Origin of the sequence: Pauljensenia sp. 20925_1_25 (genome assembly GCF_041433955.1) — a bacterium.
GTDB lineage: Bacteria > Actinomycetota > Actinomycetes > Actinomycetales > Actinomycetaceae > Pauljensenia.
In genome coordinates, this window is record NZ_JAPWCL010000005.1 from 1 (window position 1) to 24743 (window position 24743).

Consider the following 24743-nt stretch of genomic DNA (forward strand, 5'->3'; position numbering starts at 1 on the left):
TTCAGCTCGGCTCTACTTGGTTCTACCTGCAGTCTTCCGGCAAGATGGTGACGGGTCCCGCCTACATCAACGGCACCTGGTACCAGTTTGCTAGCGACGGTTCGCTGATCTGATCGCTCATCGGTGGATAGCTGTATATCTCAGCGATCACCGAATCACACACAAAGAAAGGCCCGTCTTCGTTCATTACGAAGACGGGCCTTTCTTACTGCACATCTCTTCAGTTCTTGGCGCGACGCGATGCGATGAGCGCACCAATGCCAGCGACCAGGACCGCGACAGCGCCAACCGCAACCCACATGGCCGTGGTGCCCGTGGAGGCGATGGTCTGCGGACGGGTCTTCGACGGGGTCGAAGGCTGCGACGGGGCAGGTGCCGAAACGACCGGAGCCGTGGTGGTGGGGATCGACGGGCCGGGGGCCGGAGCGGAAGGCTCAGGCGAGGTCGGGGTCGACGGGCCAGGCGCGGGAGCGGAAGGCTCAGGCGAGGTCGGGGTCGACGGGCCAGGCGCGGGAGCGGAAGGCTCAGGCGAGGTCGGGGTCTCGGGACCCGGTGCCGGAGCGGACGGCTCACCGATCGACGGGTTCGGGATCTCCGCGGCCGTACAGTTCGTCAGCGCGGCGCGGTACTCCTCGGCTGTCAGGTAACGCTCAGCCTTGTTGTCACCCTCAAGGACGGTCACGCCGCCATCCTTCTCAGGACGCACGGAGGTGTCAGCAGCGATCGAGTCAGCAACCTTATCGAGCTGAGCATCGAGTTCCTCGAGGTTCACAGCAGGCTTATCCTCAGAGACCGAGGCCAGGTAGTCATCCAGGGCCTTCTGAGCAGCATCGACGGCGGCCTGAGCGTCAGCGACGGCCTTATCGGAATCATCCGAGGGCTTGTCGCCAACGGGGGCCGGGGTCGTCGGAGCGGGGGCCGGGGTCGTCGGAGCGGGCGCAGGGGTCGTCGGAGCCGCGGCACCATTCTTGGCGGGCAGGGTCGAGGCGTCCACAGGGAGGGCAGAACCCGGGAGGGCACCAATCCTCTTCTCCCAGGCGTTCGCGCGCTGTTCATCGCCGGATCCCGCAAGGCCGGACACGTAGTTCGTGTTGTTCGCATTGAAGGCCTTGCCGTCGAAACCGTAGGCCGAGGCCGTGTCACCGGTCGTATGGAAACGCGACGCGTTGGGAGAGCCACCCGTCAGCGTGTAGAACTTCTGCGTGCCGTAGACGCGCGTACCCTCACTGCCCTTGGCAATGTACACACCGACGCCAACGGCGTTGCTCGCACCGAGCATGTTGCGGTCATGCCCCTGGGAGTTCTTCCACATGTCGAAGAGATCGTCCGCAGCCTGAAGGGGGGTCTTCATCCCACCAGTCTTGAAATCATTGAGGAAGTTGTAAGCGATATTCTCGCCGCCGCCACCCACGCTGGCACCATCGATATCGCCATAACGCGGCTGACTTGCAGCCGGATCATGCTCGAAGGAATTGGTATCGGACATGTTCTTGCTCCACGCACGAGCTTCCGTGGTCACAGTGTCCGACACGACCAACTCGGGCAGACCAGCGTTGGCGCGGTAGGCATTCATCTTCTGAACGATGAGGGCCTCGATGATCTTGGCCTGGGTCTCGTAATCGACCTTGGACCAATCAACCCAGTCAAGACCGCGGTCAACGTTGGAATCCGCAGCGGGGGCATCGCCGGCGGAGGGAGCATCGCCGACAGAGGGGTTGGGCTTCTCGGCATCCTGCTTGGCGGCCTCCAGGGCAGCCTGAGCGTCGGCGAGGTCCTTACGAAGCTGAGCCTCACGCTCAGGGTCGGCCTTGTTACCGGCCGAGTTGCCCGCAGCCGCGTCGGCGTACTGGGCGAGCAGCGGGTTGTACTCAGCAGTGATGCGAGCGTCCGCGCCAGTGAGGGACGCGCAGAAGGGATCCTCGGTGGCATGGTTTCCCTCGGCCAGCGAGGGGATCACAACGAGGGATGCCGCGATCGTGGTGGCGGTGAGCACCACCGTGGTGTGAGTGCGGGTGAGTTGGAACGACATTAACTATCGGCCTAACACTATGGAACAGAGACAGGTAAATCTTTCCATGCGGTTTACGAGATTTCAAACTTTTTCGAGTAATTGATTACATGCAATTCTCTGAAATTGCAACGTTTTCTCGGTTTCACAGATTTTGAATATCCCACATGTCGATACCAAAAAGTTATATTAACCGCCTAGTGACTTACCGCTTAGCAAGTTAGATACTGACCTTCTGTACGATTTATACGTAACAACATCTTTGCTGCAACGAGGCAGACGACACTCCCCTGCTCACCTTGCTCAATGACACTCGAAGCCATCAGCGCGCACGTAGGCCCACCTAGCGAAAGCTGGATAACACTGTCCATGAGCTGAGCACAGATGGGTCATGAGCAGCACCAATAGGAGCACTCACCGCTTCGAATCCACCACAGCCCCTCACCCCCACACTCACACGATGCACCCCGCAACGTCAAGACACACTGGCAGCAGCACACACAACAACGGCGAGAGGCAGGTCAACATCGACCAACACCCCACAGACCCCGAAGAAATTCAGAAGCGCAGCGGCGAGCAAGCCAGAGAAAAGAAAACGACCACAAGGCTCTCGGAGCAATAAAAAACCGACACTCACAAGCTGAGTGTCGGTTATTTCGGTGGAGCTAGGGGGATTCGAACCCCCGACCTCTTCCATGCCATGGAAGCGCGCTACCAACTGCGCCATAGCCCCTTTATTTAGTTCGTCACCCCCGGCGACCTGATAAATAATAGCCCTCTTTTCGAGAGGCGCGCAAATCGAAACCAAGTGTCGCTAATCACACCATCATGAAATTGTTGAAATGCTAGGCAAACGAGGCCCCCGGAGGCGTGTTACGCCCCCAGGATATCCTCGCGAGCCCCGATGTTGTGCGATGCCAGGCGCCATCCGGTGCGCGCTGCGCTCTTCGCGGTTGAGACACCAACGGGCACCAGTTCCGACCAGTGGCAGTTATCGACGCCGCGCAGGCCGTTGAAGTCCGCGGGATCGAGCCCCAGCAGGGAGACGATGCCCCGCGCGATAGCGGAGCCGTGCGAGACGATGATGAGAGACTGATCCGACCGGCACGCGGCCGCGGCCTCGAGGACGGCGTCGCGGAATCGCTCCCCCACGATCTCGGAGCGCTCAACCTCGGCACACCCACATTCACCGGTGTCTCGATACTCGGAGTAGGCCTCGGGTTGCTCGCGGGCGATCTCCTCGTAGGTCTTCCCCTCGAAGGTACCGTAGAAGCGCTCCGTGAGCCTCTCATCGCTGACCGGACCCTCACAGGGATAGCCGGCGATGTCGAACACGCGCGCGAGGATACGGGCCGTGTCGAGCGCACGCACCAGCGGAGAGCACACGATGCGTACTCCCCCGTCGTCATAGCTGCGCGAGGTCTCGGCGGCGACCATACCGACCTCGGCGCTCGGTTCGCACAGGCGCGACACGAGCACACCTGCGGCACCGGCTGCCTGGGAGCGTCCCGAGTCATTCAGGGGTTCGTCGATACGCCCCTGAAAGCGGCGCGCCAGGTTGAAGTCCGTCTGGCCGTGGCGCAGCAGGACGATACGCGACGCGCTCACTGCGCGGACTCCGCGCCATGGGTCGCGGCACGCTCAGCTGCGGCTGCGCGGGCCTCCTCCGTATCCACGTCGATGGGCACGGCCGGGCAGTCACCCCACAGGCGCTCGAGCGCGTAGTACTCGCGCTCCTCCTCGGAGAGAACGTGCACGAGCATATCCGAGTAGTCGAGGAGCACCCAGGTGCCCTCCGCGCGCCCCTCGATGTGGGCGGGACGGCGATGCTGCTCGGCCCAGATGCGGTCCATGATGTCCTCGGCGATGGCGCGCACCTGGCGGTCCGTCGGGGCCGAGACAACCACGAAGGCATCCGCCAGGGCGAGTTTGCTGGTCACGTCAACGAGCACCGGGTTGATGCCGCCGCGGTCGTGTGCGGCGCGAGCAACCAGGCTCGCCAGTTCTGCGGTAGCGTCGGGAAGGCTCACGTTTCTCCTTGAGTTAGAACCGGTACAGGCCGTATTTGTTGATGTATTGGACGACGCCGTCGGGCACCAGGTACCAGACCGGTTTGCCCTCTTCGACGCGCGTGCGGCAGTCCGTCGACGAGATCGCCATGGCGGGCACCTCCAGCAGCGACACGGACTCGTGCGGCAGGCCGGGGTCCGACAGGTTATGCCCGGGACGCGTCACGCCGATGAAGTGTGCCTGCTCAAAGAGCTTGTCGGCATCCTTCCACTGCGCGATCTGCGCCAGCGCGTCGGCACCCGTAATGAAGTAGAAATCCGAATCCGGGTACTCGCGCGACAGGTCCGCCAGCGTGTCGATCGTGTACGTCGTGCCCCCGCGGTCGATATCGACGCGCGAGACTGCGAAACGTGGGTTCGAGGCGGTCGCGATGACCGTCATGAGGTAGCGGTGCTCGGCTGAGGTGACACGCCGCCCCGCTTTGAAGGGCTGCATAGCGGCGGGTACGAACACAACCTGGTCGAGTCCGAATACGTCCATGACCTCGGAGGCGGCGACGAGGTGTCCGTGGTGGATCGGATCGAAGGTGCCGCCCATGATGCCGATTGCCCGCCTCCTGCGCAGGGCGCGCGGAGGATGCTGGGGCAGCGCGGGGGCGGCTGTCACGCCCGCGGTGGCCTCCGTGGTCTTTTCGATCGCCTCCCCGTCCGAGGCCGGGCCTGCTTCCTTGTCCTGCGTGCTCACGGGCGGATGGTTCCTTCTCCCTCGTAGATCCAGGTGGTCGTCGTCAGCTCCGTCAGCCCCATGGGGCCGCGCGCGTGGAGCTTCTGAGTGGAGATGCCGACCTCGGCTCCCAGCCCCAGCTGGCCGCCGTCGGTGAAACGCGTCGAGGCGTTGATCGCGATCGCGGCGGCGTCCACCCCGGCGCGGAAAGCGCGAATAGCGGCGACATCGGATGCGACAATGCCCTCGGTGTGGCCGGTCGAGTAGCGGCGGATGTGCTCGGTCGCTTCCTCCACGCTGCCGACGACACGCACCGCGAGGTCCATCGACAAGTACTCGGTCGACCAATCGGCCTCGGTGGCATCCACGATCATGTCGGCGTCGATGGAGGGCTGGTCGTCCACGATGGCGCGAGTGGCACCGTCAGCGTGGATGGTCACGCCCGCGGTCGTCAGGCGAGTGATGGCGGCGACCAGGAAGCGGGCGGCGACGTCGGCGTGAACCAGAAGGGTCTCTGCCGCGTTGCACACGCCCACGCGCTGCGTCTTGGCGTTCATGATGATGGCTTCCGCTGCCTCAAGGTCGGCGGAGGCGTCGACGTACAGGTGGCAGTTGCCGGTGCCCGTCTCGATAACGGGTACGCGTGACTCCTCGACGACGGCGTTGATGAGGCCCGCTCCCCCACGCGGGATGAGTGCGTCAATCGCACCGCGCGCACGCATCATGGCGCGTGCACCCGCGCGACCCCACTGGTCGACAGTCTGGATCGCGTCAGCGGGCAGGCCGACGGAGGTCAGTGCGTCGCAGCACACCTCGATGAGAACCCGGTTCGAGGCCTGGGCTGCACTCCCGCCACGCAAGATGACCGCGTTACCAGCCTTGATCGCCAGGGTCGCGGCGTCGATGGTGACGTTCGGGCGGGCCTCGTAGATGATGCCGACGACGCCGAGGGGCACGCGCTCCTGAGTGACGCGCAGGCCGATGTCAGTGCGGGTTCCTCGCACGACCTGGCCGACCGGGTCGGGCAGGGCAACGATCTCGTGAACGGCGTCAGCGATGGATCGGATGCGGTCCTTTGTCAGGGCAAGGCGGTCGAGGAGGCCCTCGCTCATCTGCTCCGCGCGGCCGCGCGCCACGTCCTCGGCGTTGGCGGTCAGGATCTGGTCGGAGCGCTCGATGAGCGCCGCCGCGATCGCTTCAAGCCCGCGGTTCTTCACCTGGGTCGTCGCGTTTGCGAGCACGCGCGCCGCGTCGCGGGCAGCGTCGGTCACCTGGGAAATATCAGCAGCAGTATCCACTCGCACATCATGTCACACGAGTGCGGGGCGGTCCCTGTCAGTCAGCGCTCAGCGCAGAAAATGCGTCACCTAACACCGCCAGGTCGTCGCGGTGAATTGCTGGCCTGGGATGCTCGTATCCCGCCGCCACCAGCTGCTCCATACCTGCGCCGGCGATCTGGCCCAGTGTGTCCGAGTCGTAGCCGGACACGCCGCGCGCGATGAGTCCGGTCGGGCTGGCAACGTCCACAACGTCCCCGGCCTCGAAATGACCGAGCACCGAGTGCACGCCAGCGACCAACAGAGACTTCTTGCCGACCGTGATCGCCTTCGCAGCTCCCTCGTCGACAATGATCTCGCCGCGAGAGGGTGCCACGTGTGCGATCCACAGGCGACGAGAGGCCGGACGCTGGGCCGACGGTTCGAACCAGGTGCCGACGCGGCGGCCTTCCAGGACGAGCCCCAGGTCGTTTGCGCTGGCCAGCTGCACGCCGATGCCGCTGGCCGTCGCCAGCATCGCGGCCTGCACCTTCGTCGCCATGCCGCCCGTGCCAACGCGAGAACCCGCGCCGGTCACGAGCACACTCATGAGGTCGTCCGCGCTGGCGACGCGTTCGATCAGCTCCGAACCCGGATGATCCGGAGGAGCCGTATACAGGCCGTCAACGTCCGTCAGCAGCACGAGCGCGTCGGCCTTGATCATCTGGGCGATGAGCGCAGCAAGTCGATCATTGTCGCCGAAACGCAGCTCGCGGGTGGTCACCGCGTCGTTCTCGTTGAGGATTGGCACGACGCCGAGGCCGAGGAGCCGCGAGAGGGCCGCGCGCACGTTCGTGTAGTGGTCGCGGCGCATCACGTCGTCCGTGGTCAGCAGCACCTGGGCGGCGTCGAGGTGATGCGCCTGGAAGGCGGCGGTCCACCTCGCCATCAGGAGTCCCTGGCCCATCGCGGCGGCGGCCTGCACGCTCGGCAGGTCCTTCGGCTTGGCTGAAAAACCGAGCGGATCCAGCCCCGCGGCGACAGCGCCCGAGGAGACAATCACGACCTCGCGGTCGCGCCCGCGCCAGCGGGACACGAGGCGAGCGACGGCGTCAATACGGTTCAGGTCCAGACCGCCGTCCTCGCGCGTGAGCGAGGAGGATCCGATCTTGACGACAATGCGAGAAGCCGCAGTCATTCCGCTCATGACTGATCCGATGCATCCGTCCAATGACCGGCCTCACGCTCAGTCCACAGCTGCTCACGGGCCGCGCTCTTGGCATCCATGACCTGGTGGTACACCTCGCGGCGCTCCTTACGGCTCGGGCGGGTGTTCTGGTCTAGGCGCAGGTCGGTGCCGCGAGAACCCAGCAGCTCGGGACCGGTCGTCAGGGTCGGCTCCCAGTCAAAGACGACACCTCCATCCAGGTCGCCGATCACGACGGTGTCGCCAGCGACCGCGCCAGCCTTCATCAGCTCGTCCTCGACGCCAGCGGCGTTCAGGCGATCCGCAAGATACCCCACGGCCTCGTCGTTGGCGAAGTCCGTCTGACGCACCCAACGTTCCGGCTTGTCGCCGCGCACCTGGAAGACGTCCTCGCCGTCCTTGCGGGTCTTGCGCACCGTGATCTCCACGCTGCGGCCCACGGCCTTCGGGCGAATGACGGGACGGGCGACCTCGAGGGCGGGACGCTTCGCGCGCTCCTCCTCGACGATGCCGGCCAGAACAAAAGACAGCTCCTTGAGGCCCTCGTGGGACACGGCGGAAACCTCAAGGACAGGCCACCCGAAAGACTCGAGGTCCGGGCGCGTGATCTCGGCCAGGTCACGGCCATCTGGGATGTCGATCTTATTCAGAACGATGACGCGGGGGCGCTCCATGATCGGCACGTAGCCCTCGACCTGGGTGAGGTCACCCTGGTACGCCTGCAGTTCGGCCTCGATGATGCGCAGATCCTCCACGGGTTCGCGATCAGTCTCGAAAGCGGCCGTGTCCAGCACGTGCACGATAACCGCGCAGCGCTCAATGTGACGCAGGAAATCCAGGCCAAGGCCTCGGCCCTGGGAGGCACCAGGAATAAGGCCGGGAACATCAGCGACCGTGTAACGCGTGTCGCCAGCGGAGACAACGCCGAGGTTCGGAACCAGCGTCGTAAACGGATAGTCGGCAATCTTCGGACGAGCCGAACTCATCGCCGCGATCAACGAGGACTTACCCGCCGACGGGAAACCGACGAGAGCCACATCCGCCACGGACTTCAGCTCCAGGATGACGTCGCGTTCCTCGCCCGGCTCACCCAGGAGCGCGAATCCGGGGGCCTTGCGAGCCTTCGAGGCCAACGCCGCGTTGCCCAGACCGCCGCGACCACCCTCAGCGACCACGAAACGCGCACCAGCGCCCGTCAGGTCGGCCAGCAGCTCGCCCGACATCGACTTCACGACCGTGCCCTCGGGGACCGGCAGGATGATATCCGCACCGGTCTTCCCCTGGCGGAAGTCACCCATGCCCGGCGTTCCGTTGTCTGCGCGGCGGTGCGGGCTGCGGTGGTAGTTCAGCAGCGTGGTCTCCTGCTCACTCACCTCCAGGATGACCGAGCCGCCGTTGCCGCCGTCGCCGCCGTCGGGGCCAGCCAGCGGCTTGAACTTTTCACGCTTAATCGAGGCAACGCCATTACCGCCGTTACCGCCTGCCGCGTGCAGCGTCACGCGATCCACGAAGTCTGCCACTGGTGCTCCTGATGACTGAAATTGAATGTTGAAAAGGGCGCCCGGCAACGCCGGACGCCCTTCATGCGCGCGGTCTCAGGCAGAGACCGGCGAAACGCTGACAACCTTGCGATCACGCTTGCGACCGAACTCGACCGCACCCGCACGCAGGGCGAACAGGGTGTCGTCCTTGCCACGGCCAACGCCGTCGCCAGGGTGGAAGTGGGTGCCGCGCTGACGAACGAGGATCTCACCAGCGTTGACCAGCTGGCCGCCGTAGCGCTTCACGCCGAGGCGCTGCGCGTTGGAGTCGCGGCCGTTACGGGAGGAACCAAGGCCCTTCTTATGTGCCATCAGTTGCTACTTTCTGCTCGTGGGTCCGTCGGATTCAGGCGATCTCGGTGATCTTGACGACCGACATCTTCTGACGGTGTCCCTGGCGCTTGCGGTAGCCCGACTTGTTCTTGTACTTAATGATGGAAATCTTGGGGCCCTTGGCCGAGTCGACAACCTCAGCCTTGACGGAAACCTTGTCCAGCTTGGCTGCGTCAACAGTGATGGCGTCGCCATCCACCAGCATCAGCGGCTGGAGCTCGATGCTCGAACCGATTTCTTCTGCCAGCTTGTCGACGACGACGACGTCACCGACGGACACCTTTTCCTGCCGGCCGCCAGCCTTGACGATCGCGTAGACCACGTTGGAGCTCATCTCTTCTCGTATTCCTAACCGGAATCTCGCCTCGAAACTGCCGAGGGCTTGTCTGTTTTCACGATTCCGTTGGCGCTTGTTGCGCCGACGATCAAATTTAGCCGATTGACACGCCCGAGTGCAACCCGGCATGGCCACCGGCCAGGTGGAATAGCTGTGCGATTCCACACCTCGAGGCGACGGGAGAACCCACAGGGCCCTCCCGTCGACGCTCATCGATTAGCCCGCATCCACGATTCCCGTGGACACGACGCGGCGGCGACGCTTGGCGCGCGGCTGCTCAGACGCCTCGGGGAGCAGGATGTCGTCGGTCGAGCGCGTCGGCGCGGCGGGCGCGGCGGCCTCGGCACGGGCAGGCAGCTCAATGACGAGGGGGGCTGGTGCAGCGTCGGGTTCAATGACCCCCGAGGACGCGACGGCGCGGCGCTTGCGGGTTTTACGCGGCGCGGGCGCCTGGGCGTCCTGCTCAGCGGCTGCCTCGACGAGCGCGTGAGATGCCGAAGCCTCGGGGGTACGTGCCTCGGCAGGCAGCGTGGGTGACACCTCGGGAGCAGGGGCCGCGGCAGGCTCAGCGGACGAGGCCGTGGCCACCTTGCGGGAGGCGCGACGGCGGGTGGTCGGTGCTTTCTCATGCTGCTCGGGCAGCTGGATATCGGAGGCATCCTTGAGGGGCACCGCGGGCTTATCGAAGGCCTCAACGGGGTCGGGCAGGTCGATGTAGATCGGCAGCTCGGGCACGGGCGTGGTTTCCGCGACGCGGCGACGGCGGCGGGGACGCTTGGTCCCACCGTCCTCGGCGGCCGCCGTGACGGAGGCTGCGGGAACCTCAACCGTCGGCGCGTCGGCCGCAGACTCCTCGTCCGCAGACTCGGACACGGCACCACTGTCCTGAGCAGGCACAGCAGACTCGGCGCTCGCGCCGCGCGGGCGGTGCTTCTTGGCGGGCGTCTTCTCGTGCTCAGCCGATGCCTCGTCACCCTTGTGCACCGATGCCTCGTCATCCTTGCGCGTCGACGCGGCAGCGATCGCGCTCAGCGCTTCCTTGGCGCGCTCATGCTCGGCGTTATCCTCGATGCGGCGCGCCTCGGCCTTCTTCTGCTGCTTTTTCGACGCCTTGGAGGACTTCGCGGAGTTGTCGGCCCCGGAGGTCTCCACCGGGTGGTGGTGAACGATGAAGCCGCGGCCCTCGCAGGCCTCACACGAGGAGGAGAACGCCTCAACGAGGCCCTCGCCCACGCGCTTGCGGGTCATCTGCACCAGGCCCAGCGATGTGATCTCCGTGACCTGGTGGCGCGTACGGTCGCGTCCCAGGCACTCGACCAAGCGACGCAGCACGAGGTCCCGGTTGGATTCCAGCACCATGTCAACGAAGTCGATGATGACGATGCCGCCGATGTCGCGCAGGCGCAGCTGGCGGACGATCTCTTCGGCCGCCTCGAGATTATTGCGAGTAACCGTCTCCTCCAGCGTGCCGCCGGCACCGATGAACTTACCGGTGTTGACATCGATGACGGTCATCGCCTCGGTGCGGTCAATGATGAGGGTGCCTCCCGAGGGCAGCCAGACCTTCCGATCCATACCCTTCGCCAGCTGCTCGTCAATGCGGTGCGCGTGGAAGACATCCTCCGTGCCCACCCACTGCTCGACGCGGTCGGACAGCTCGGGGCTGAGCTCGTCCACGTACTCCTTGACGGTCGCGTAGGTGTCGCGGCCCTCAATGATGAGCTTCGAGAAGTCCTCATTGAAGATGTCGCGCACGACGCGCACGGCCAGCTCGGGTTCGCCGCGCAGCAGCGTCGGGGCGCTCTTCGTGTTGGTGCGCTTCTTCTCGATGTCCTCCCACTGACGGGTCAGGCGAGCGACGTCGTCGCGGATCTGTTCCTCCGTCGCGCCTTCGGCGGCGGTGCGCACGATGACACCCGAACCCGAGGGCACGACGGCCTTGAGGATCTTCTTCAGGCGAGCACGCTCCTTATCCGGGAGCTTGCGGGAAATACCCATCATGGAGCCGCCAGGAATCAGGACCAGGTAGCGGCCAGCCAACGTAATCTGCGAAGTCAGGCGCGCACCCTTGTGTCCGATCGGATCCTTCGTCACCTGGACAAGGACGGGGTCACCAGACTTGAGCGCGGACTCGATGCGGCGGGGCTTACCCTCCAAGCCGACGGCGTCCCAGTTCACCTCGCCGGCGTACAAGACGGCGTTACGTCCGCGGCCCACGTCGACGAACGCGGCCTCCATCGAGGGCAGCACGTTCTGGACGCGACCCAGGTAGATATTGCCGACCATCGAGGACTGCGTGCGGCGGGCGACGTAATGCTCGACGAGCAGACCGTCTTCGAGGATCGCAATCTGATCGAGGCCATCCTGGTCTCGGATGACCATCGTGCGCTCGACGGACTCGCGGCGCGCCAGGAACTCAGACTCAGAGATCGAGTGGCGGCGGCGCCCCTCTCGACGTCCTTCGCGGCGGCGCATCTTCTTGGCCTCCAGGCGCGTGGACCCCTTGAGGGCCTGCACCTGGTCCGCGGGATCGCCGCCCTCGTCGGAGGAGGCGGTGCTGCGCGCGCGACGACGACGGCGACGACGGCTCGAGGACTCTTCCTCGTCGCCGCCCTCGGGTTCGCCGGAGGGCGCATCGGTCTGCTCAGCGCTGTCCTCGGTCGCAGCCGAGGCCTCGTCCGCCTTCTTGGAGCGGCGGCGACGGCGGGCCTTGGGTTCCGAGGGAGTCTCCTCGGTATCCGTGCTCGGCGTGCTGTCCTCGTCGGGGGCCGAGGCCTCGTCGACGGACTTCTTGGAACGACGGCGACGCTTGCGTGCCGTCTCCTCCTGCGAGGCACCGGCCTCGTCGTCGGAGGAAGCGCGGCGACGCTTCGGCTTCGTCTCAGGTTCCTCAAAGGCGGCAGGCGAGGCCACCTCGGGCGCGGCCTGGAAGACGGGTGCTTGGAAGAGTAGCGACGCGGCGGGAGCCACGGGCGCGTTTGATTCGGTTGTCACGATTCTCCAATGGTGGGGCGCGCGCCCCATGCCGAGACGCGCCCGTTGTATCGCCCGCGAGGGGGCGGAAACTTAGTGGAGCGCTGGTGCGCAGGTGCCGGCGGCTCGTCGATAGGGTCATCGCTCGGCTCTCGTCGCGGGGGCATGCCCGCGACATCCATTCGCCTCAATTGTCGCACAACACGGACCTCCATCAACTGATGGGAGACACGTTCAACCTCACACACCAACAACCGCAGGGAACAATCCCTCCAAAACAATCGGACACATATGTCACAAAACCGTCACATAACCGGCATTTCAGGCGTTCCACCTCTGTCTTTTGAGCTACATTAAAACCAGCCCGTGACGTAGGTCCTACGACCTTCGCTGCGGGGCATACTCGATCCCCGATCCCTACACGGGAAGGTCCCATCATGACCCTCGCGCAAACAGCGCTCGACGCGGTCACGGTCGGACGGTGGCAGTTCGGTATCACGACCGTCTACCACTTCGTCCTCGTACCGCTGACGATCGGCCTGTCCCTGCTGGTCGCGATCATGCAGACCGCATGGCACCGCACCGGCAAGGAGTACTGGCTGCAAGCTACCCGCTTCTTCGGCAAGCTCCTTCTTATTAACTTCGCTCTCGGCGTCGCCACTGGCATTGTCCAGGAGTTCCAGTTCGGCATGAACTGGTCCGAGTACTCCCGCTTCGTCGGTGACATTTTCGGCGCTCCCCTGGCCGTCGAGGCCCTCCTGGCCTTCTTCCTCGAGTCCACCTTCCTGGGCTTGTGGATCTTCGGCTGGGGCCGCCTGTCCAAGGGCATCCACCTGGCGACCATTTGGTGCGTCGCTATCGGCACGATGCTCTCCGCCGCCTGGATCCTCGCAGCCAACGCATGGATGCAGCACCCCGTGGGCGCCCGCTTCAACCCCGAGACGGGCCGCGCCGAGCTCGATGGTGTCGGCGGCTTCCTGAAGCTCATCACTTCCGGCGTCTACCTGTCCGAGTACTCCCACGTCATCACCTCCGCGTGGCTGGTCGCCGGCTCCTTCGTGGCTGGCATCGCTATCTGGTGGATGGTCCGCGCGTCCCGCGAGGGCAGTGACGAGGCCGTGGCTCAGGCACGCGACGTGTGGCGTCCCATCGCCCGCTTCGGCTTGATCGTCGTCCTCATCGGCGGCCTCGGCACCGCCCTGAGCGGCCACGTCCAGGGCCAGGAGATGGTTAAAGTGCAACCCATGAAGATGGCTGCCGCCGAAGGCATCTGCGTGGACACCGACGGCGCCGCCTTCACGGTCGCGCAGTTCGGCTCCTGCCCGCTGGGTACCGACGGCACTCAGCCGACCCAGTTCATCAAGGTTCCCGGCGTCGCCTCCTTCATGTCACATAACTCCTTCACCGCCACCTCCGAGGGTGTCGCGGACGTCCAGGAGCGCATGGTGACGCTGCTCAACTCGGATCCGAATTTCACCGCCAAGTACGGTGATGCCTCACAGTTCGACTTCCGTCCCCCGCAGATGGTGGCCTTCTGGTCCTTCCGATTCATGATCGGCCTGGGCATGGTGGCCTTCCTGCTGGCTGCCTGGGGCCTGTGGGCCACCCGCGGCGGCAAGGCCTCCTCCAACAAGTTGCTGAGCCTCCTCGCCCTCGTCAACCTCCCCCTGCCCTTCCTGGCAGCTTCCTTCGGCTGGATCTTCACAGAGATGGGTCGTCAGCCGTGGGTTGTCGTTCCGAACCTGGATGCCCTGTCCATGGGTTCCGACCTCGGATCGGTCAACATGCTGACGGAAATCGGCGTCTCCCCTAACGTCCCCGCAGGACAGGTGCTGGTGACGCTGATCCTCTTCACCCTCCTGTACGGCGTGCTGGGCGTCATGTGGTTCGTCCTCATGAAGCGCTACGCGCTCGAGGGCATCCACTCCTCCAAGGCCGACAAGGCCGCGGATGAGGCTCCGACCGACCTGTCCTTCGGATACTGAGAAAGGAACAACGATCATGACTCTGTCAATCCTGTGGTTCATTCTCGTCGCCGTTCTGTGGACGGTCTACCTGATCCTCGAGGGCTTCGACTTCGGCGTCGGTATGCTCCTCCCCTTCGTTGCCAAGGGTGACCGTGAGCGCACTCAGGCAGTGCGCACCATCGGCCCCCACTGGGACGGTAACGAGGTCTGGCTGCTCACTGCGGGCGGCGCAACCTTCGCCGCGTTCCCCGAGTGGTACGCGACCATGTTCTCGGGCATGTACCTGGCCCTCTTCCTCGTCCTGACGGCCCTGATTGTGCGCGTCATGGCACTCGAGTGGCGCTCGAAGGTCGCCACCGAGAAGTGGCGCTTCACCTGGGACTGGGCGCACACGATCTCCGCGTGGCTCGTCCCGCTGCTGTTGGGTGTGGCCTTCGCGAACTTCGTGCAGGGCATGAAGATTGAGGTCATCGACGTCGCTACCGGCACCGTCGTTGACCCGACGCTGGTTGACCAGTCGCTGTCCAGCGCCACCCACCAGCTCACCGGCGGCTTCTTCTCGCTGCTGACCCCGTTCACGATCCTGGGCGGCCTGGCCGTCCTGGCCGTCTGCCTGGCTCACGGTGCCCAGTTCCTGGCGCTGAAGACCACGGGTGACGTGCGCGACCGCGCCAACGCGATTGCCGCTCCGGCTTCTATCGCCGCGACCGTGCTCGCCGCCGCTTGGCTGATGTGGGGCCAGTTCTCCTACACGACGAATGTCCTGGCGTGGATCCCGCTCGTGGTGGCCGCCCTGGCGATCATCGCCTCGACCGTCCTGTCGCAGGCGACGCTGCGCCGTGAGGGCCTGTCCTTCGTGGCCTCCTCCGTGGCGATTGCCGGCACGGTGGCGTGGGTCTTCGCTTCGATGGCTCCCGCCGTCCAGAAGTCCTCGATCAACCCGGCGTACTCGCTGACGATCGATCAGGCTTCGTCGACGACCGCGACGCTCACCGTCATGACGATCGTGACCGTCTGCCTGCTCCCCATCGTCCTGGCGTACGTCATCTGGTCCTACTGGACCTTCCGTTCCCGCGTGGGCACGGAGGACGTCACCACCAAGACGGGTCTCCTCATGAAGAAGATCCGCCTGGGCGAGAACTTCCTCGCCGGCTGATTCATCCGGCTCACTGCGCCCGGTCCTTCGATGAGGGGCCGGGCGCAGTCGTATGCGCAACACAGACGAGGCCGGGGACTTTCGACCCATGACGTGGCCTTTTGGGGCACAATAGTACCCGTGCGTCCCTTTGATCCCCGCTTGTTGCGTTACGCCCGTTCGGCCCGCGTTCCCATCGCCCTGACCGCCTTGCTGGGCACCATCACGGCGCTGTTGGTGTTGGCCCAGGCGTTGCTCATTTCCGCGGCTTTGTCTCCCATCGTCTCGGGAACGGCGACGCTGGGAGACGTTATTCCTTTCATCGTGGGCATCGCTGCTGTCTTCGCCTGCCGCGCCGTGATCGTGGCGGCGCGCGAAGCCATCGCTGCGCGAGCCGCCACCGAGGCCGTGACCGAGCTGCGCGGGCGCGTCATCGATGCCGCCATCGCGCTGGGTCCGCGCTGGCGAGCCATGAACGGAGCCGAGACCGCGACGCTGCTGTCGACCGGCCTGGAGGATCTGCGCCCCTACTTCGTTTCCTTCCTGCCCCAGCTGGTCCTCGTCTCGACGGTGACACCCGCCGCTCTGGGCGTGATCCTTCTCCTCGACTTCTGGTCGGCTCTCATCGCTCTCCTGGTCGTCCCCCTCATCCCGATCTTCATGATCCTCATCGGTCGATTCACGCAGGCCGCCTCCCAAGACAAACTGGATTCCATGAAGCGCCTGACCGCCCAGCTCCTGGACCTCATGTCGGGCCTGCCAACGCTGCGAGCCCTCGGTCGTGAGAAGGGTCCGCGCGCCCACCTGCGCACACTCGGCGATGCGAACACACAAGCAACCATGTCGACCCTGCGCGTCGCTTTCCTTTCCGGTGGTGTCCTGGAGTTCCTGACGACCTTGTCGGTGGCCCTCGTGGCTGTCGAAGTTGGCATGCGCCTCGTGTTTGGCAATATTTCTCTCTTCCATGGCTTAGCCGTCATCATGCTGGCCCCCGAAGTCTTCGAACCCCTGCGTCAGGTCGGCGCTCAGTTCCACGCGTCGGCCAACGGCGTGACTGCCTCGCGAGCGGCCTTCGACATCATCGAGGCGGCCGACGATGTGGCGCACCCCGGCTCCATGCTCTGTCCGGATATGAACAGCACTGACATCGTCATCGACGGTGTCGGCGTGCGTGCACGGGGAGCCTGGGGTCCTGCTCCCACCGACGGGGTCATTCGCCCCGGCACGGTCACGGCCTTCGCGGGTCCCTCGGGTGCCGGCAAGTCGACGCTCGTCGCCTGCCTCCTGGCCGACATCACGCCCGACGTCGGCCAGATCCGCCTGCGCGCCCAGACCTCGTCCGAGGAAGGTCTCCCTCTGGCTGACGTGGATCCCGATTCCTGGCGCTCCACGCTCTCGTGGGTCCCCCAGTCTCCCACGCTGGTTCCGGGATCGATTCTGGACAACATGGGTGGCCTGCCTCTGGCTGACCTAGAGCAGGCAGCCCAGGCGACCGGCTTTGATGCGGTCCTGGACACCACCCCCGACGGCTGGAACAGCGTGATTGGCGTCGGCGGCGTCGGCCTGTCCGTCGGTCAGCGCCAGCGCCTGGCGCTCACCCGCGCCCTCGCCGCCCACTCACAGATCGTCATCCTGGACGAGCCGACCGCCCACCTGGACGCCGTCAGTGAAAAGACCGTCGTGCGCGCCATCACCACCATGCGCGACGAAGGTCGCACGGTCATCGTCATCGCCCACCGCAATGCCATCATCGAGGTCGCCGACGCAATCATCGACGTCGTGTCCGCCGACGAGGAGGCACTGGTATGAGGCTCTTTCTGACCCGCTCCGAATCCGCCGCGCTGCGCCGGTGCATCTCCATGCTAAACGTGTCGCGCTCGGGCTTCGCATTGGCCCTTCTGCTGGGTATCACCGCTCTCGGCTCGGCCATCGCCCTGGGCGGCACAGCCGCGTGGCTCATCGCGCGCGCCTCCCAGCAGCCGCCCGTCCTCTACTTGACGGTCGCGGCCACATCCGTGCGTCTCTTCGGTGTCTCGCGCGCACTCGCACGCTACCTGTCGCGCCTGGCCTCACACAAGGTCGCGTTGGCGGGCATGGATGCGCTGCGCGGCAACCTCTACGACCGTCTGTGCGAGGAACCCGCCGCATCCCTGACGAGCCTGCGCCGCGGCGATCTCATGACCCGAGCTGGCTCTGACGTCGACGAGGTCGGCAACGTCGTGGTCAAGACACTGCTGCCCTCCCTCGTCGCCCTCGTCGTTGGCGTGGGAACGGTTGGTGTCATCTCCCTCATTTCGTCGGCAGCCGGGCTGGTCCTCGCGATCACCCTCATCGTCTCCGGCATCATTGCGCCCGCACTCATCGCGCGCTCAGTGCGTCTGGCGGAAACTCAGGGGGCGGACGCACGCGCCGACATCGCAGCTACGACCCTCGCTATGCTCGAGGGAGCCACCGAGCTTTCCCTCGCAGGCACACTCCCCCACGCGCGTGCTTCCCTTGACGAGGCCGAGGCCATCTTGGCGAATGCGATCACCCGCTCGGCGAAGCTGTCAGCCCTGGCACGTGCCCTCGACGTGTGCGCGATGGGTGCAGCCGTCATCGGCGCACTCCTCATTGGCATCCCACAGACCACGTCGGGCGTCCTGGCCCAGGTGTTCCTGGCCGTCATCGTCCTCGTTCCCCTGTCTTCCTTCGAGGGCACCGCCGAGCTGGCCCCCGCCGCCGCGCAACTGGTTCGCAGTGCGCAGGCAGCCGAACGAATCTGCGCGCTCTTGAGCGAGGAGGAACCCACCCCGACCCACGAGATTCCACAGGGTGAGTCCGTCATCGAAGCGCGCGACCTGGCGATTGGCTGGCCGGGCGGCCCCACCCTGGCCACCGGAATCTCGTTCACACTGCGCCCCGGATCCTCCCTGGCCATCGTCGGAGCGTCCGGCATCGGCAAGACCACGCTGCTGGCAACCCTCACCGGCGTCATCCCTCCCAAGTCGGGCCAGGCACTCATTAACGGCGTTCCCGCCTGGGGAGCGGAGCGCCACCAGGTTGCCGCCCACATCACGATGACAGCCGAAGACGCCCACGTCTTCGCCACGACCATCTTTGAGAACCTGCGCGTCGCGCGCGCTTCCCTGACCCGCGACGAGGCCACCGACCTCCTCGCTCGCGCCGGCCTGAAAGAATGGATTGCTTCCCTGCCCGAGGGGATCGACACCCTCGTCGGCTCAGGTGGCACCACTGTTTCCGGCGGCGAGCGACGCCGCCTTCTCATGGCCCGGGCACTGGCCGCCCCCGCCCCCATTATGGCGATCGACGAGGCTTCGGAACATCTCGACGCGGCCACCGCCGACACACTCATGGATACGCTCCTGGCCCCCTCGCCGACACGCGCGACGCTGGTCGTCACGCACCGGCTCAGCGCTCTCGATCAAGCCGACCACGTCCTCGTGCTCGCGGCGACGCAGCCCGGAGCGTGCGCACACGTCGCCGCCCAGGGGACCCACAGTGATGTCCTTCGTGCCCTCCCCACTTACCGATGGGCCCTCGATCAGGAGGAACAATGAGTCCCGATCACACCGATTTCACCCTGCTCAAGGCCGCGCTGGACCTGACCAGCTCGCTGGACCTCAAGGCAGGCTTGCAGAACTTCGTGAACCAGGCCTGCGCACTGACGTCCTCGCCGCACGCGACGCTCGCCGTGCTCGACACCTGGGGTGCAACAACCATGCAGCTCGAGCACCACGATTCCCGCCCGGTTCCCGCGGTTCCCGACGCACTGACGACGGCTATCCCCGTGGCTAGCCCACTCCTCGTCAACTCCCCTGCGGACGCGCCCGATCTAAACCTGCCCGCGGATGCTCCGCCGTTCCTGGGCGTGTCGGTCCTGGTGCACGAACAGGTCTATGGGCGCCTCTACCTCACGGGTAAGCCCGGCGGCTATACGCACGAGGACGCAGCCGTCGTCGAAGCTTTGGCACCCGCCGCCGGCATCGCGGTCGAAAACGCGCACCTATACGCGGATTCGAAGCGCACCGCCCGATGGATCAGTGCCTCGCAGTCCCTCACGACAACGATGCTCGAGGGGGCCGACGAGGAGGAAGCCCTCGAGCTCATCGCCAAGACCGTGCGCGAGGTCTCGCACGCCGACACGGCGATCATCGTTCTACAGTCCGTGGGCGACACATGGGCCGCCGAGATCACCGACGGCAAGAACGCCTCCGCACTGCTGGGCCTGACCTTCCCACCCGAGGGCCGCGCGATGAGCGTCCTGCACGAGGGAACGGGCATGATCGTGGACTCAATGTCGCGCGCCCAGACCCTGCGAGTCCCCCAGCTGGCAGCCTTTGGCTCCGCGCTCTACGCTCCCCTGCGCTCGCGCGGCGTCTCCTCCGGCGTGCTCATCCTCCTGCGACAGATCGGGGCTCCCGAGTTCGATGCCTCCGAGCTCTCCCTCGCCGAATCGCTGGCCTCCCAGGCGACGCTGGCCCTCGAGCTGGCCTCCGCGCGCCACGCCCAGGACGTGGCTGCCCTGCTCGACGAGCGTGATCGCATCGGGCGCGATCTGCACGATTTCGCGATCCAGCAGCTCTTCGCGACCGGTATGGCCCTGGACGCCGCCAAGCAGAAGGTCGCTCAGGGACAGGCTGATCCCGTGGCCATCGAGTCCCTCATCGACGACTCGCTGGCGTCCATCGACGAGGCCGTGCGCCAGATCCGCACGATCGTGCACAACCTGCGCGAGCGGGATAAGGCCGTCGGCCTGGTCGAGCGCATCCGCCGCGAGTCCTCCCTGACGCGTTCAGCGCTGGGGTTTGCGCCCTCGTTGCTCATTACGCTCGACGGCGAGGCGATCAACTCTGACCTGGACAATGAACTGGTCGTCATCGACGAGTTCGATGGCCGCGTCGACCCCGATCTATCCGACGACGTCGTCGCCATCGTGCGCGAGGGCCTGTCCAACATTGCCCGCCATGCCCACGCGACGGCAGCGACCGTCAACGTCGATGTATCCGGGCAGGGCAAGTGCGGCCGCGTGCGCATCCTCATCACCGACGACGGCCGGGGCATCGATCCGAATCGCACGCGCAACTCAGGCATAGCGAACATGACCGAGCGTGCCCGTCGCCACCGAGGTAGCTTCGACGCGGGACCCGGCGAGGGCGGGGTTGGCACGGTGCTACGTTGGATCGCGCCCTTGGAGTAGAGCGTTCGTCGCCGCCGCGTAGAACTGGGTACCGTCAGCGGCCAGCGTCGTTTCCAGCGAGTACGAGGCATCGGGGTCCCTCGATCATCGTGGCCTCCGTCCCGTCCTTAGGCATGCGGTACCACTGGATGGTGGCGAGCGTGCGACCGGAGGCGACGACCATGAAGGCGGCGACCTCTCCCTCGGTCGTAGATATCGAGGCGGGGCCTGGGTTCAGTTACGCCACGCGGCTGCCCTCTGCCCAGCCACCCACGCAGCCACCTGCGTGCGTCGCTGCAAACCCATCTTCGACAGAAGAGAGGTGATGTGATTCTTCACGGTCTTTTCCGCGACGCCGAGCTTCTCTCCGATCTCGCGGTTGGACAGGCCATCGCCGATAAGGTCCAGAACCTTGCGTTCTGACGGCGTCAGGTCGGCGGTCGGGTCCTCGTGATCGACGCGGCGGCGTGTCAGTGTGCGCTCGTCGAGCAGGACGCGGCCGTCCGCGACCGCCTTGATGACGTCGGTGATCTCAGCGCCGCGCACGGTCTTGAGGATGTACGCGCGTGCTCCCGCCTCCAGGGACTCAGCCAAGGCCTCGTCGTCGTCAAAGGAAGTCAGGACGACGGGGAGGATCTGCGGGTGGGAGGCGCGCAGACTGTTCATAATGTCGATGCCGGTGCCGTCGGGCAACTGCAGGTCGACGAGGATGACGTCGGGGCGCACGAGGTCGGCGCGACGCACCGCGTCTGCGACCGAACCGGCCTCAGCGACGACCTCCAAAGACTCGTCGCGGTCGACGATTTCGGCAATACCGCGCCGGACGATCTCATGATCGTCGACGATCATAACGCGCGTGCGCGCGGAAGTATTTTCACTCACGAGTTCATACTAACTGTTAGGAGGGCGGGTGCCCTCGGGTACCTATTCTTCTTCCGGGGACAGCCGATTCATCGCGTCCTGCGCGGCCGCATTCTCCGCGTGCTTCTTCGACGAGGCCTGCCCCGATCCCACCGCGTCGGAGCGCTCGGCGACAAAGGCATGGGCGGTAAACACACGCTGATGATCGGGCCCCTCGCCCTCCACCGCATAAGTGACTTCGCCCAGACCCTCAGACTGTGAGTACTCCACGAGAAGGGTCTTCCAGTCCTGGTGATGACCGCGCGAGGGAGCGTCCACCAGTAGGAAACGCAGGCGCTCGAGGACGACTCGACGCGCCTCCTCCAATCCGCTGGTCAGGTAGGTCGCGCCGATGAGCGCCTCGAAGGTGTCAGACAGGATCGAGTCCTTCTCGCGTCCCCCATGCATGGATTCGCCCTTGCCCAGGAACACGAAGTCGCCCAAGCCGATGCGGCGGGCGGCCGCCGCGAGGGGCTGCTGGGAGACGGTAGCCGCACGCATGCGCGACAGGTCCGACTCGGCCACGTCCGGATACTGCTCGTAGAGCTTCTGCGCAATGATGATCGAGAGCACCGAGTCACCCAGGAATTCCAGGCGTTCATTGTTCGCGATTCCTCCGGCCTCGTTCGCGTAGGAGCGGTGCACGAGCGCGAGCTGCAACAAGGGAGCATCGATGCGCGTGCCCCACGCCTCCACGAGCGCGTCGGTGTCGGTGCGCGGCGGGACGGGAAGGTGCTTTGAGCGGGCCATCAGGATCGCCCCGGCTCGGTGTGCTCGTCCAGCAGGGACGCCAGGGAGGCCAGACGCGGATCGACGACAAAGTGTTCGTGATCGGCGGGCAGGTCAGCCCACTTGTCTCCGCACACGTCGCATAGGCCCGCGCAGTCGGGGCTGCACAGGGGAAGCGGGTCGACGAGGGTAATGATGGCATCGCGCAGCTGCGTGTCGATGTTGATCGTGTCGCGTTCACCGATCACAAAAAGATCGTCGGCTTCCTCGTCCTCCTCGTCGGAGGACGTCAAGGCGGGAGCACCGGGTTCGAAGTAGACCTCCGCACTGGACACGTCGTGGTGGTCGCGCACCTCGTCGAGGCAGCGCACGCACTCCCCCACCAGGTCCACGGACGTCGCGATCTGAACAAGGACGCCGTCCTCGACGCTGGTCAGGTCAACGGACACGTCCAGGGGCGTGCCTGGGGCAACCGCCATGGAGGGGGTGCCCAGGTCGTCTGGGGCGCTCCACACGATGTCTTCGTGGAGCGCGGATCCCAGCGCGCGCGGTAGGCGCGCCAGGGAGAGGGTCAAGGTCTTGTCATTCATCACTCAGGTCCACATCGGTGACGTCGACGCCGCGGCGTTCAGCGATCGCTCGGCGACCGGCCTCAGTGCGGCGTGACACGTCGGAAATAAGGCGCGCGAGTTCGTCAAGGGAGGTGGCGACGTAGTCGTCGGCACCCTCGCGCAGCTGGGTCGCCGAACGCTTGGCTTCGGAGACGATTTCGCGGGCGCGGTCTTCGGCCATGCGCACGATGTTCTCGGTGGAGACGATGCGATCGGCCTGCGCGTTCGCGTCGGCAATGGTGGCTTCGGCGTCAGCGCGCGCCTGGGAGATCAGGGCGGTAGCCTCGGCGTCGGCACGTGCGCGCGTGCGCTCAGCCTCTTCTTCGGCGTCAGAGCGGATCTGGGCGGCACGCTCGTTGGCCTGGTCGAGGGTGGAGGAGGCACGCGAGTTGGCCTCGGCGATGCGCGTCTCAGCGGCGGAATCGGCACGTCCCAGGACGGCGTCCGCGTCGGCGACGACGGCGTCAGCGGCGACGAGGTCCTCGGGCAGGGCTTCGCGCGCCTGATCCAGCAGGTCGAGGATTTCGGCCTTGTTGATCATGATGGAAGCGGACAGGGGAACTGAGCGGGAGGACTCGACGAGGTCTTCGATCTGGTCGAGGGCAGCGATCACGGTGGAGGGGCCGTAGACGGTCTCCTCGTTCCACTCGTCCTGGTTCTTGTCTGCGTGTACGTCAGCCATGAATCCCTCCTGCGTTCCACCGGGCATACTTCACTGTCTATTGTCCGTCAAATAGCGCACAATCGCTGGTGGGACATACCGTGACACATCTTTTTCGAGGCTGAGAAGTTCGCGCACGGCGCTCGACGACACATGCCCGAGCCCGGGCCGCGTGGGAATCCACCACGTGTCAATGCCTCCGACTTCAAGGTTGAGGGCGGCCTGCGGCGCTTCAAAATCCGCGTCCTGCGAGCCGCGAACGCCCTTGACGATGAGGGTTGCACCCAGGCGGGAGGCTTCGTCCATGGTGGCACCTGCGAGAAGGGTGACCTCCACGCCCGGCAGGTACGCGGTCGCCTCCCGGACTAGGTCGACGCGGTCCTCGGGCGCGATGAGTCCACGTTTGGCGGGGTTGATTCCCACTCCAATAATGAGGCGATCAGCGACAGCGGCGGCGCGCTCGGCCACGTCGAGGTGACCGAGGGTGAAGGGGTCGAAGGAGCCGGGGAAAAGAGCGATCACTGGGCGTTCCCGTCGTTCATCGACGAGGCCGGGGTGCCGTCGGATTCGTCAGTATCCTCGAGTTTCGCCTCGGGTAGGGGCGGACCCGCGAAGTAGGCGACCGTCTCTCCCCAGGCGCGCGCGTCTTCGAGGATCAGGAATGTCGGCCAGGTGGGGGCGGGCGCGCGCGTGGAGCGTTCGACGACGACGAGAGCGTCGGGTCCAATCCACGGGGCGAGGCCCTCCAGGACGGCGGTCATGTCGACCTCGGCGATATCGTAGGGCGGATCGATGAACACCAGGTCGACCTCGCCACTCAGGACCTGGCCGCTGCGCGCGGCCAGGTAGGCGCGAGCGTCAGCGGTCACGACGCGGGCATTCAGACCGGTCGAACGCACGTTGGACGTGGCGACGCGGGCGGCTCCGGATGCTTTCTCAACGAGCGTCGCGGTCGCGGCACCACGGGAGAGCGCTTCAAGGCCGAGGGCCCCGGTGCCGGCGTAGAGGTCGAGCACGACCGCCCCTTCCAGGACGTTCATGTGATCCAGGCGCGAAAAGAGAGCCTCGCGCACTCGTTCGGACGTGGGGCGCGTGCCCGACTTGGGTACGGCGAGGGTCCTGCCTTTGGCGCTACCTGCGACGATTCTGGTCATGCCTCTACCCTACCGGCCT

Annotated in this window: 22 protein-coding genes, 1 tRNA gene and 1 pseudogene; 6 read left to right on the forward strand and 18 right to left on the reverse strand. The window is 65.6% G+C overall.

Going from position 1 to position 24743, the window contains the following annotated elements:
- Nucleotides 1–113, forward strand: a pseudogene (locus tag O3932_RS03400) (hypothetical protein); the annotation flags it as partial.
- 107 nt (nucleotides 114–220) lie between these two features.
- On the opposite strand, the gene O3932_RS03405 reads toward O3932_RS03400, so the two are convergent.
- The 11 genes from O3932_RS03405 to O3932_RS03455 form a co-directional block, all read right to left on the reverse strand.
- Nucleotides 221–2029 (reverse strand): CAP domain-containing protein, encoded by a 1809-nt coding sequence (locus tag O3932_RS03405; RefSeq protein WP_371536259.1) that lies wholly within the window; start codon nucleotides 2027–2029, stop codon nucleotides 221–223.
- A gap of 639 nt (nucleotides 2030–2668) precedes the next feature.
- Nucleotides 2669–2741, reverse strand: a tRNA-Ala gene (locus tag O3932_RS03410).
- Between the two features lie 140 nt (nucleotides 2742–2881).
- A complete protein-coding gene (locus O3932_RS03415; protein ID WP_009649158.1) occupies nucleotides 2882–3616 on the reverse strand; it encodes a histidine phosphatase family protein in 735 nt (244 codons plus the stop codon).
- Complete coding sequence (rsfS, locus tag O3932_RS03420; RefSeq protein ID WP_009649150.1) at nucleotides 3613–4038, reverse strand: ribosome silencing factor; 426 nt, start codon at nucleotides 4036–4038, stop codon at nucleotides 3613–3615. The genes O3932_RS03415 and rsfS overlap by 4 nt, the downstream gene beginning before the upstream one ends.
- 13 nt (nucleotides 4039–4051) lie before the next feature.
- Nucleotides 4052–4762 (reverse strand): nicotinate-nucleotide adenylyltransferase, encoded by a 711-nt coding sequence (gene nadD / locus O3932_RS03425; RefSeq protein ID WP_009649148.1) that lies wholly within the window; start codon nucleotides 4760–4762, stop codon nucleotides 4052–4054.
- Nucleotides 4759–6039: a glutamate-5-semialdehyde dehydrogenase gene (locus O3932_RS03430; RefSeq protein ID WP_296504066.1), complete on the reverse strand. Its 1281-nt coding sequence runs from the start codon at nucleotides 6037–6039 to the stop codon at nucleotides 4759–4761. Before O3932_RS03430 ends, nadD begins: the two co-directional genes overlap by 4 nt.
- A 37-nt stretch (nucleotides 6040–6076) precedes the next feature.
- Nucleotides 6077–7204, reverse strand: a complete 1128-nt coding sequence (gene proB / locus O3932_RS03435) for a glutamate 5-kinase (protein WP_371536262.1) — start codon at nucleotides 7202–7204, stop codon at nucleotides 6077–6079.
- Entirely contained in the window at nucleotides 7201–8724 is a 1524-nt protein-coding gene (gene obgE / locus O3932_RS03440; protein WP_009649160.1) for a GTPase ObgE, read from the reverse strand. Before obgE ends, proB begins: the two co-directional genes overlap by 4 nt.
- 75 nt (nucleotides 8725–8799) lie before the next feature.
- Entirely contained in the window at nucleotides 8800–9057 is a 258-nt protein-coding gene (gene rpmA / locus O3932_RS03445; RefSeq protein ID WP_003792637.1) for a 50S ribosomal protein L27, read from the reverse strand.
- A 34-nt stretch (nucleotides 9058–9091) separates the two neighbouring features.
- Nucleotides 9092–9412 (reverse strand): 50S ribosomal protein L21, encoded by a 321-nt coding sequence (rplU, locus tag O3932_RS03450; RefSeq protein ID WP_021610652.1) that lies wholly within the window; start codon nucleotides 9410–9412, stop codon nucleotides 9092–9094.
- Between the two features lie 219 nt (nucleotides 9413–9631).
- Nucleotides 9632–12409, reverse strand: a complete 2778-nt coding sequence (locus tag O3932_RS03455; RefSeq protein ID WP_371536264.1) for an Rne/Rng family ribonuclease — start codon at nucleotides 12407–12409, stop codon at nucleotides 9632–9634.
- 416 nt (nucleotides 12410–12825) lie between these two features.
- Between O3932_RS03455 and O3932_RS03460 the strand changes: the two genes are divergently transcribed.
- The 5 genes from O3932_RS03460 to O3932_RS03480 all read left to right on the forward strand — a co-directional run bounded on the left by O3932_RS03460 (nucleotide 12826) and on the right by O3932_RS03480 (nucleotide 20690).
- Nucleotides 12826–14373 carry a cytochrome ubiquinol oxidase subunit I gene (locus O3932_RS03460; RefSeq protein ID WP_371536266.1) on the forward strand — a complete coding sequence of 516 codons (1548 nt, stop codon included), beginning with the start codon at nucleotides 12826–12828 and terminating at the stop codon, nucleotides 14371–14373.
- 16 nt (nucleotides 14374–14389) lie between these two features.
- A complete protein-coding gene (gene cydB / locus O3932_RS03465; RefSeq protein ID WP_296504060.1) occupies nucleotides 14390–15511 on the forward strand; it encodes a cytochrome d ubiquinol oxidase subunit II in 1122 nt (373 codons plus the stop codon).
- Nucleotides 15512–15631: 120 nt separating this feature from the next.
- Entirely contained in the window at nucleotides 15632–17299 is a 1668-nt protein-coding gene (cydD, locus tag O3932_RS03470; protein WP_314566956.1) for a thiol reductant ABC exporter subunit CydD, read from the forward strand.
- A complete protein-coding gene (gene cydC / locus O3932_RS03475) occupies nucleotides 17296–19050 on the forward strand; it encodes a thiol reductant ABC exporter subunit CydC (protein ID WP_371536268.1) in 1755 nt (584 codons plus the stop codon). Before cydD ends, cydC begins: the two co-directional genes overlap by 4 nt.
- Nucleotides 19047–20690 (forward strand): GAF domain-containing sensor histidine kinase, encoded by a 1644-nt coding sequence (locus O3932_RS03480; protein WP_296504056.1) that lies wholly within the window; start codon nucleotides 19047–19049, stop codon nucleotides 20688–20690. Before cydC ends, O3932_RS03480 begins: the two co-directional genes overlap by 4 nt.
- Nucleotides 20691–20724: 34 nt before the next feature.
- On the opposite strand, the gene O3932_RS03485 is transcribed toward O3932_RS03480, so the two are convergent.
- The 7 genes from O3932_RS03485 to rsmD all read right to left on the reverse strand — a co-directional run bounded on the left by O3932_RS03485 (nucleotide 20725) and on the right by rsmD (nucleotide 24724).
- Nucleotides 20725–20853 carry a hypothetical protein gene (locus O3932_RS03485; protein ID WP_296504054.1) on the reverse strand — a complete coding sequence of 43 codons (129 nt, stop codon included), beginning with the start codon at nucleotides 20851–20853 and terminating at the stop codon, nucleotides 20725–20727.
- 50 nt (nucleotides 20854–20903) lie between these two features.
- Nucleotides 20904–21518, reverse strand: coding sequence for a response regulator transcription factor (locus O3932_RS03490; protein WP_034505741.1), 615 nt, complete (start codon nucleotides 21516–21518; stop codon nucleotides 20904–20906).
- 75 nt (nucleotides 21519–21593) lie between these two features.
- A complete protein-coding gene (rnc, locus tag O3932_RS03495) occupies nucleotides 21594–22319 on the reverse strand; it encodes a ribonuclease III (RefSeq protein ID WP_291449955.1) in 726 nt (241 codons plus the stop codon).
- On the reverse strand, nucleotides 22319–22888 hold the full coding sequence (locus O3932_RS03500; RefSeq protein ID WP_009647745.1) for a DUF177 domain-containing protein: 570 nt from the start codon (nucleotides 22886–22888) through the stop codon (nucleotides 22319–22321). The genes rnc and O3932_RS03500 overlap by 1 nt, the downstream gene beginning before the upstream one ends.
- A complete protein-coding gene (locus tag O3932_RS03505) occupies nucleotides 22881–23591 on the reverse strand; it encodes a hypothetical protein (RefSeq protein ID WP_314736611.1) in 711 nt (236 codons plus the stop codon). Before O3932_RS03505 ends, O3932_RS03500 begins: the two co-directional genes overlap by 8 nt.
- A 30-nt stretch (nucleotides 23592–23621) precedes the next feature.
- Nucleotides 23622–24092 (reverse strand): pantetheine-phosphate adenylyltransferase, encoded by a 471-nt coding sequence (gene coaD, locus O3932_RS03510; RefSeq protein ID WP_009647751.1) that lies wholly within the window; start codon nucleotides 24090–24092, stop codon nucleotides 23622–23624.
- Complete coding sequence (rsmD, locus tag O3932_RS03515) at nucleotides 24089–24724, reverse strand: 16S rRNA (guanine(966)-N(2))-methyltransferase RsmD (RefSeq protein ID WP_371536273.1); 636 nt, start codon at nucleotides 24722–24724, stop codon at nucleotides 24089–24091. Before rsmD ends, coaD begins: the two co-directional genes overlap by 4 nt.
- Nucleotides 24725–24743: the final 19 nt, after the last annotated feature.

Coding starts and splice junctions, on each gene's coding strand:
- O3932_RS03405 (WP_371536259.1), bottom strand. CDS start 2,029: ATGTCGTTCCAACTCACCCGCACTCACACCACGGTGGTGCTCACCGCC.
- proB (WP_371536262.1), bottom strand. CDS start 7,204: ATGAGCGGAATGACTGCGGCTTCTCGCATTGTCGTCAAGATCGGATCC.
- rpmA (WP_003792637.1), bottom strand. CDS start 9,057: ATGGCACATAAGAAGGGCCTTGGTTCCTCCCGTAACGGCCGCGACTCC.
- rplU (WP_021610652.1), bottom strand. CDS start 9,412: ATGAGCTCCAACGTGGTCTACGCGATCGTCAAGGCTGGCGGCCGGCAG.
- O3932_RS03460 (WP_371536266.1), top strand. CDS start 12,826: ATGACCCTCGCGCAAACAGCGCTCGACGCGGTCACGGTCGGACGGTGG.
- cydB (WP_296504060.1), top strand. CDS start 14,390: ATGACTCTGTCAATCCTGTGGTTCATTCTCGTCGCCGTTCTGTGGACG.
- cydC (WP_371536268.1), top strand. CDS start 17,296: ATGAGGCTCTTTCTGACCCGCTCCGAATCCGCCGCGCTGCGCCGGTGC.
- O3932_RS03480 (WP_296504056.1), top strand. CDS start 19,047: ATGAGTCCCGATCACACCGATTTCACCCTGCTCAAGGCCGCGCTGGAC.
- O3932_RS03485 (WP_296504054.1), bottom strand. CDS start 20,853: ATGGTCGTCGCCTCCGGTCGCACGCTCGCCACCATCCAGTGGTACCGC.
- O3932_RS03490 (WP_034505741.1), bottom strand. CDS start 21,518: ATGATCGTCGACGATCATGAGATCGTCCGGCGCGGTATTGCCGAAATC.
- rnc (WP_291449955.1), bottom strand. CDS start 22,319: ATGGCCCGCTCAAAGCACCTTCCCGTCCCGCCGCGCACCGACACCGAC.
- O3932_RS03500 (WP_009647745.1), bottom strand. CDS start 22,888: ATGAATGACAAGACCTTGACCCTCTCCCTGGCGCGCCTACCGCGCGCG.
- O3932_RS03505 (WP_314736611.1), bottom strand. CDS start 23,591: ATGGCTGACGTACACGCAGACAAGAACCAGGACGAGTGGAACGAGGAG.
- rsmD (WP_371536273.1), bottom strand. CDS start 24,724: ATGACCAGAATCGTCGCAGGTAGCGCCAAAGGCAGGACCCTCGCCGTA.